Source organism: Streptomyces sp. NPDC038280, from assembly GCF_055600045.1.
On the sequence record NZ_JBVJYZ010000001.1, the window covers coordinates 344,776 to 351,564 of the forward strand.

General features: G+C 71.6%; 6 protein-coding genes. 1 reads left to right on the forward strand and 5 read right to left on the reverse strand.

Going from position 1 to position 6,789, the window contains the following annotated elements:
• Nucleotides 1-20 precede the first annotated feature (20 nt).
• Genes ACZ7J0_RS01535 through ACZ7J0_RS01555 form a run of 5 tightly spaced genes read right to left on the reverse strand, consistent with a single transcriptional unit; the run spans nt 21 to nt 5,166 of the window.
• Nucleotides 21-893, reverse strand: a complete 873-nt coding sequence (locus tag ACZ7J0_RS01535; RefSeq protein WP_470884085.1) for a glycosyltransferase family 2 protein — start codon at nt 891-893, stop codon at nt 21-23.
• A gap of 5 nt (nt 894-898) precedes the next feature.
• Nucleotides 899-1,678 carry a CDP-alcohol phosphatidyltransferase family protein gene (locus tag ACZ7J0_RS01540; RefSeq protein ID WP_470882953.1) on the reverse strand — a complete coding sequence of 260 codons (780 nt, stop codon included), beginning with the start codon at nt 1,676-1,678 and terminating at the stop codon, nt 899-901.
• Nucleotides 1,656-2,717, reverse strand: coding sequence for an iron-containing alcohol dehydrogenase family protein (locus tag ACZ7J0_RS01545; protein ID WP_470882954.1), 1,062 nt, complete (start codon nt 2,715-2,717; stop codon nt 1,656-1,658). The genes ACZ7J0_RS01540 and ACZ7J0_RS01545 overlap by 23 nt, the downstream gene beginning before the upstream one ends.
• Nucleotides 2,705-3,442: a phosphocholine cytidylyltransferase family protein gene (locus tag ACZ7J0_RS01550; protein ID WP_470882955.1), complete on the reverse strand. Its 738-nt coding sequence runs from the start codon at nt 3,440-3,442 to the stop codon at nt 2,705-2,707. Before ACZ7J0_RS01550 ends, ACZ7J0_RS01545 begins: the two co-directional genes overlap by 13 nt.
• Nucleotides 3,439-5,166 carry a DUF5941 domain-containing protein gene (locus ACZ7J0_RS01555; RefSeq protein WP_470884087.1) on the reverse strand — a complete coding sequence of 576 codons (1,728 nt, stop codon included), beginning with the start codon at nt 5,164-5,166 and terminating at the stop codon, nt 3,439-3,441. The genes ACZ7J0_RS01550 and ACZ7J0_RS01555 overlap by 4 nt, the downstream gene beginning before the upstream one ends.
• Nucleotides 5,167-5,475: 309 nt before the next feature.
• Here ACZ7J0_RS01555 and galE point away from each other — a divergent pair, with 309 nt between their 5' ends.
• Nucleotides 5,476-6,456 (forward strand): UDP-glucose 4-epimerase GalE, encoded by a 981-nt coding sequence (gene galE, locus ACZ7J0_RS01560; RefSeq protein ID WP_470882956.1) that lies wholly within the window; start codon nt 5,476-5,478, stop codon nt 6,454-6,456.
• The last annotated feature ends 333 nt before the right edge of the window (nt 6,457-6,789 follow it).

The window sequence follows — 6,789 nt, forward strand, 5'->3', positions numbered from 1 at the left end:
TGCTCTCAGATCCGAGCCTGTCAGATGACGGGAGGTCGGCCCAGTCTGGTCAGGCGCCATACCGTACGCCACTTCATGGGCCGGCGGGGACCGCACGGTGTGGTCCAGCCCTCCTTGAAACCGCCGAACCAGGCCTTGAGGGCGGCCCCCGAGGGCCGTCGGGCCAGGGTCAGCAGCAGCCAGACGCCGACATAGACCGGCACCAGGGGCGCGGGCAGATTGCGGCGGGCCAGCCAGACCCGGTTGCGGGCCACCATGCGGTGGTAGACCGCGTGCCGGGACGGCGGGGTCGTGGGGTGGAACAGCACCATGTCGGAGCGGTAGTCGATCATCCAGCCGGCGTCCAGCGCCCGCCAGGCGAGGTCGGTCTCCTCATGGGCGTAGAAGAACTCGTCCGGCAGTCCGCCGACCTCGGCGATGACCTTGGTCCGTACGGCGTTGGCGCCGCCCAGGAAGGTCGTCACACGAGAGGAGCGCATCGGGTCGGCGGCGCGCAGCCGGGGCACGTGCCGGCGCTGGGTCAGCCCGGTCTCCGGGTCCGCGATCCGGAAGCTGATGATGCCCAGCTTCGGGTCGGCGGTGAAGGCCTGGCGGACCAGCTCGGCGGTGTCCGTGTGCGCGAGCAGACCGTCGTCGTCGAGGAAGAGCAGGGCGTCCACGTCGGTGCCGCCGGGGCCGAACGCCTCGATGCCGGCGTTGCGGCCGCCGGGGATGCCGAGGTTCTCCGGCAGGTCGACCGTGCGGACACCATCGGGGACACCGGTGACCGGGGCGCCGTTGCCGACGACGACGATCTCGACCGGGTCGCCGTCCTGCTTGGCCACTGACTCGAGCAGGGCTCGCAGATCGTCGGGCCGGTTGCCCATGGTGATGATGACGGCACCGAGCTTCATGGCACTCACTTCAGCCTGCTCGACGCGAGGATCGACACCAGGTGGAGCAGCGTCTGGAGCAGCGCGATGCCGGCCAGCACCGCGACGCCGAGGCGGGAGAAGAACAGATCGCCGCGGACGTCGTCCAGGACGGCCAGCACCAGGATGAGCAGGGACGCCTCGATGCCGAGGACGAGACGGTGGAACTTCAGGGCGGCGGCGGCCCGGCGGGCGAGCGCCATGCCGGACGAGCGCGGCTCGGCCGCCGCTTCCTTGACCGGCGGCAGTCCGCCCTGGTGGCGGGCGACACCGACCAGGTCCGTCTCGGCCTTGATCAGGATCGCGCCGAGCGCCGCGAGGGTGCCGAGGAAGGCCCACAGCCAGTCGATCCGGCCGCTGCCCCACAGGTCGGCGGCGCGCAGGCCGAAGCCGACCAGCACCGCCGCGTCACAGAGGTAGGCGCCAACCCGGTCCAGGTACACGCCGGAGAGCGAGAACTGCTTCTTCCAGCGCGCCACCTCCCCGTCGACGCAGTCGAGCAGCAGATAGAGCTGGACCGCCACGACGCCGAGGACGGCACCCCAGACGCCCGGCACCAGCAGGGCCGGGGCGGCGAGGACGCCCGCGAGGGTCATCAGGTAGGTCAGCTGGTTCGGCGTGACCCGGGTGTTCACCAGGTGGCGGGTGATGCGCAGCGAGATCTCCCGCATGTACATGCGCCCGGCCCAGTGCTCTCCGCTACGCCGGTCCTTCACTCCTGCCGGGTGAACGACCGGACGGAGTTCAGCTACTGATGGTCTTGGCATAGTCGGCGTACGCGTCCCTGATCTGGTCGGTGGAGAGGTCGAGATGCTCGAGGATCGTGAAACGTCCGGGCCGGGTCTGCGGTGCGTACTCCACGGCGCTGACGAACTCCTCGACGGAGAAGCCGATCTCCTCGGGCAGCACCGGCAGCGCGTGCCGGCGCAGCACCTCGGCGAAGAGCCCGGACTCCTCGCGGGCCCCGCGCAGATGCATCGCGAAGGCGGCGCCGAGGCCGACCTGCTCGCCGTGGCTGGCGGCCCGCCGGGGGTAGAGCAGGTCGAAGGCGTGGCTGATCTCGTGGCAGGCGCCGGACGAGGGGCGGGAGTCCCCGCTGATCGACATGGCGATGCCGGAGAGCACCAGTGATTCGGCGAGGACGGTGAGGAACTCGTCGTCCGCGACGGTGCCGGGGTGGCGCAGTACGGCTTCGCCCGCCGTACGGCCCATGGCGGCGGCCAGGCCGTCGACCTGCTCGCCGTTGATCCGGTGGGAGAGCTCCCAGTCCGCGATCGCCGAGATGTTGGAGATCGCGTCGCCGACGCCTGAGCGGACGAACCGTACCGGCGCCTCGCGGATGCAGTCGAGGTCGATGACCATCGCGATGGGCGTCGGCACGCCGTAGGAGCCGCGCCCGTTGTCGTTGTCCAGGATGGACACCGGCGAGCACAGGCCGTCGTGCGAGAGGTTCGTGGCGACGGCGACCATCGGCAGGCCGACCCGCGCCGCGGCGTACTTCGCCACGTCGATGATCTTCCCGCCGCCGAGGCCCACCACCGCGTCGTACCGCTGGCCCTTTATGTCGTCGGCGAGCTTCACCGCCGAGTCGATCGTGCCGTCGGCGACCGGGTACCAGTCGGCGCCCGGCAGAACCGGCGAGAGCCGCTCGCGCAGCGCCTGGCCCGAGCCGCCGCTGATCGCGAAGGCGAGCTTGCCCGAGGCGGAGATCCGCTGGTCGGCCAGGAGGCCGGCCAGGTCGTCCATGGCGCCGCGACTGATGTCGACGACGACCGGGGACGGGATGAGCCGGGTCAGTACTGGCACGCGATCTCACGGCCCTTCGCGAGGTCGTCGTGGTTGTCGATCTCGACCCACTTGACGTCCCCGATGGGTGCCACGTCGATCTGGAAGCCGCGGTGCACGAGCTCCTGGTAGCCGTCCTCGTAGTAGAGGTCGGGGTCGCGCTCGAACGTGGTCTTCAGCGCGTCCGCGAGGGCCTCGGCGGCCTCGGGCTCGATCAGCGTGACGCCGATGTACTCACCGGTCGCGGTGGCCGGGTCCATCAGCTTGGTGATCCTCCGGACGCCGCTGCCGTCCTCGGTGATGACCTTCATCTCCTCGTCGGCGAGCTGCTTCACCGTGTCGAGGGCGAGGATGATCTTCTGACCGTTGCCCCGGGCGGCGAGCAGGGTCCGCTCGACGGAGACGGGGTGCACGGTGTCGCCGTTGGCGAGGATGACACCCTGCTTCAGGACGTCACGGGCGCACCACAGGGAGTAGGCGTTGTTCCACTCCTCGGCCTTGTCGTTGTCGACGAGGGTGAGCTTGAGGCCGTACTTCGCCTCCAGCGCCGCCTGCCGCTCGTAGACGGCCTCCTTGCGGTAGCCGACGACGATGGCGGCCTCGGTGAGGCCGATCTCCGCGAAGTTCCCGAGGGTGAGGTCGAGCACCGTGGTGTCGCCATCGACGGGCACGAGGGCCTTCGGGAGCGTGTCGGTGTAGGGACGCAGACGCCGTCCGGCACCGGCTGCCAATACGAGGCCGATCATGCGGGTTCTCCTTCGTCATGTACGGCGGGTGCTCCGGAGGACACCCAGAATCGGATGGACTCCACGAGCACCACGATCGCCACGGCCACCGCGAGTGCGATGAGCCCGAGGGTGAAGTGGTCGTTCTGTGTCGACACGACGGCGGCGAGCACCGCCACCACCAGCGTCCGGCCTTCGTGGCCGCCGATCGTCCGCACCAGCCAGGCGGGCGGCGCCCCCGTGCCGCCGCGGATCCGGTACACCGTGTCGTAGTGATGGTAGGCGACCGCCGCTACCAGGCCGAAAGCCGCGGGCAGCGCCCCGGGCACCTGGGACCGGGCGGCCAGCAGCAGCACGGTGCCGTACTCGGCGGCCCGGAAGACCGGGGGGACGAGCCAGTCGAGGGCGCCCTTGAGCGGGCGAGCGACGGCCAGGCCCGAGGCCAGCGCGTAGACCAGGGCGGCGCCGACGGTCCAGGCGCTGCCGAAGGGCTGCGTCCAGGCCACGGCCACGAGCAGCGCCGCGCCCAGGGCGGCGATCACCGGCCGGGCCGGCAGCCGCAGCCCGCGCAGCGCGCGGGCCGTGAGCTCGGCGAGCGGGCCGGAGTCGGCGAGGTCGGCGAGGGCCTGGGCGGCGCGGTCGGTGCGGCGCGCCCTGCGGGTCACCGAGCGCAGCACCCGGCCGGCGGTGGTGTAGCAGGCGGCGAAGGCGCAGCCGATGAGCAGCGCGTAGAAGACGACGCGGGGGGTGGTCACGGCGGTGAGGACGGCGATCATCGCCCAGCGCTCGCCGATCGGCAGGACGATCATGCGGCGGGCCCAGACCGTCCAGCCACGGCTGTCGAGCTTGTCGGAGAGCGCCGCGGTGGGGCTCGTGTTGGCGGTGGCGTCGTGGTTGGCCTCGTTGAACGAGAAGTCCACGACATGCCGGCAGGTCTGCAGGACCATCGCACCGAGGGCCAGGGCCCAGACGTCGTCGCCGGAGCGCGTGGCGCCGAGCGCGAGGCCCGCGTAGTACGCGTACTCCTTGGCGCGGTCGAAGGTGGCGTCCAGCCAGGCGCCCATCGTCGAGTACTGGAGCGAGTAGCGGGCGAGCTGCCCGTCGGTGCAGTCCAGGACGAAGGAGAAGAGGAGCAGGAGGCCGGCGGCGATGTAGCCGCCGCGGGTGCCGGTGGCCGCGCTGCCGGCCGCGACGAGGGCGGTGATCAGCGAGGCGGTGGTGACCTGGTTGGGAGTCAGCCCCCGGCGCGCGCACCAGCGGGCGATGTAGCGGGAGTACGGGCTGATGAAGAAAGTGGTGAAGAACCCGTCGTGGGCCTTCACGGCGGAGCGCAGCCGCACCGCCTCGTCGTCGACGGCGGCGACGGCCTCGCCGGTCCGCTGCCGGCTCTCGTCGTCCCCCGGCACGGCGGCGACGAGCGAACCGAGCTCGGGGCGGTGCACCGGGACGCCGTCGGCGTCGAGGGCGGCGGCGAGGGTGTCCGGGGCGTTCTCCCAGCCCACTGCCGGAGCCCCGGCCATCGCGCGGGCCAGGGCGGGGCGGGCCTCGCTCTGAGCCGTCAGCGCGCCGCTCGCGGAGGCCGCCGGGAAGCGGGGGTCCGTGAGGGCGAGGCGCAGGGCGTGGACGTGACCGACGAACCGGGGGTCGACCAGGGCGACCCGCTCATCGGCGGGGACGGCGGCGAGCAGCGTGCCGATCTCCCAGGGACCATGGGCGATCCGGACGTCGAATCCCAGCGACCGCAGATCGCCCTCGAGCGGCGATCCGGGTACCGGCGGGCCGGTGAGGATGGCGGTCGACAGACGAACTCACTCCTTGGAACTGACAGGGCCGGCGCACGGCGGCTCGGCCCGGGGGCCCGGGCGGCGGCGCGTCGGCTGAGGCTATCGGATGAACGGAAGGCCGAGTTCACCGAGGTTTTCCGATGAGCGGCACGGTCCGTTCGCTTCCGCCCGGCCCGGGGCCGGATCGTGCCGGGCCCGGCGGGATCATCATGGGTGATCAACACCTCGACCCACAAACCGCGAGGGCTCGCGGGCCTTAGGGTGACTGTCATGACTTGGCTGATCACGGGTGGAGCGGGCTACATCGGTGCCCATGTGGCGCGAGCCATGGCGGAGGCGGGAGAGCGGGTCGTCGTGCTCGACGACATATCGTCGGGGGTCGCCGGGCGGCTGCCCGCCGGTGTTCCGCTGGTCCGGGGCTCGATCGCCGACCGGGAGCTGCTCGACCGCGCGCTCGCCGAGCACGCTGTGACGGGTGTGGTGCACCTGGCCGCGAAGAAGCAGGTGGGCGAGTCCGTGGAGCGCCCGCTGCTCTACTACCGCGAGAACGTCCACGGGCTGACCGTGCTGCTGGAGGCCGTGGTCGCGGCCGGGGTCGAGCGGTTCCTGTTCTCGTCCTCGGCGGCGGTGTACGGGGTGCCGGACGTGGACCTCATCACCGAGGAAACCCCGGCCGCGCCGATCAATCCGTACGGCGAGACCAAGCTGGCGGGTGAGTGGCTGGTCCGGGCGACCGGCCAGGCCCACGGGATCGCGACCGCGTGTCTGCGGTACTTCAACGTGGCGGGCGCGGCGCATCCTGAGCTCGCGGACACCGGGGTGTTCAACATCATTCCGATGTTCTTCGACCGGATCACGCGCGGGGAGGCGCCCCGGATCTTCGGCGCCGACTATCCGACGCCCGACGGCACCTGCGTACGGGACTACATCCATGTCGCCGATCTCGCCGACGCGCATCTCGCGATCGCGCGGCGCCTCTCGGCCCAGCGGGGCGCGGGGGACCTGACGGTCAACATCGGACGCGGCGACGGGGTCTCGGTGCGGGAGCTGGCGGACCTGGTGGCCGAGGTCACCGGCTCCCCGCACGCCCCGGTGGTCTCGGAGCGGCGGCCGGGGGACGCGGCGAAGGCGGTCGCGTCGGTGGAGCGGATCGCCAAGGAGCTCGGCTGGACCGCGTCGCGCGGGGTGCGGGAGATGGTCGAGTCGGCGTGGGAGGGCTGGTGCCTGCACCACCCGAGGGCCGGGGTCTGACCCTGTCCGGGTGAGTCCGAGACCGACGACATGTGCTCTGGCCTGCGGCTCGACCGAGAGCCATCACCGCAGGTCAGAGCATATGACAACGGTGTTCAGTACCGGCTTGCACATACCCCCCACCCGTAGTTCACTTGGCGGCGCGAGCGAAAAGCGAGTGAGCCAGTTCGCGACACGGCGAGTGAGCCGAAGGGGCGCGCGGGCGCCGAGAGGGAGAACGCGCGGAGGTCCCGAGGAACGAGGGACCGAGCACGATCGACCATCGGCGCACGCTCACAGCGCCCCGGAGGCGAACCGAGCCACAAACGAGCCGAAGGGGCGCGCGGGCGCCGA

Coding starts and splice junctions, on each gene's coding strand:
- ACZ7J0_RS01535 (WP_470884085.1), bottom strand. CDS start 893: ATGAAGCTCGGTGCCGTCATCATCACCATGGGCAACCGGCCCGACGAT.
- ACZ7J0_RS01540 (WP_470882953.1), bottom strand. CDS start 1,678: ATGCCAAGACCATCAGTAGCTGAACTCCGTCCGGTCGTTCACCCGGCA.
- ACZ7J0_RS01550 (WP_470882955.1), bottom strand. CDS start 3,442: ATGATCGGCCTCGTATTGGCAGCCGGTGCCGGACGGCGTCTGCGTCCC.
- galE (WP_470882956.1), top strand. CDS start 5,476: ATGACTTGGCTGATCACGGGTGGAGCGGGCTACATCGGTGCCCATGTG.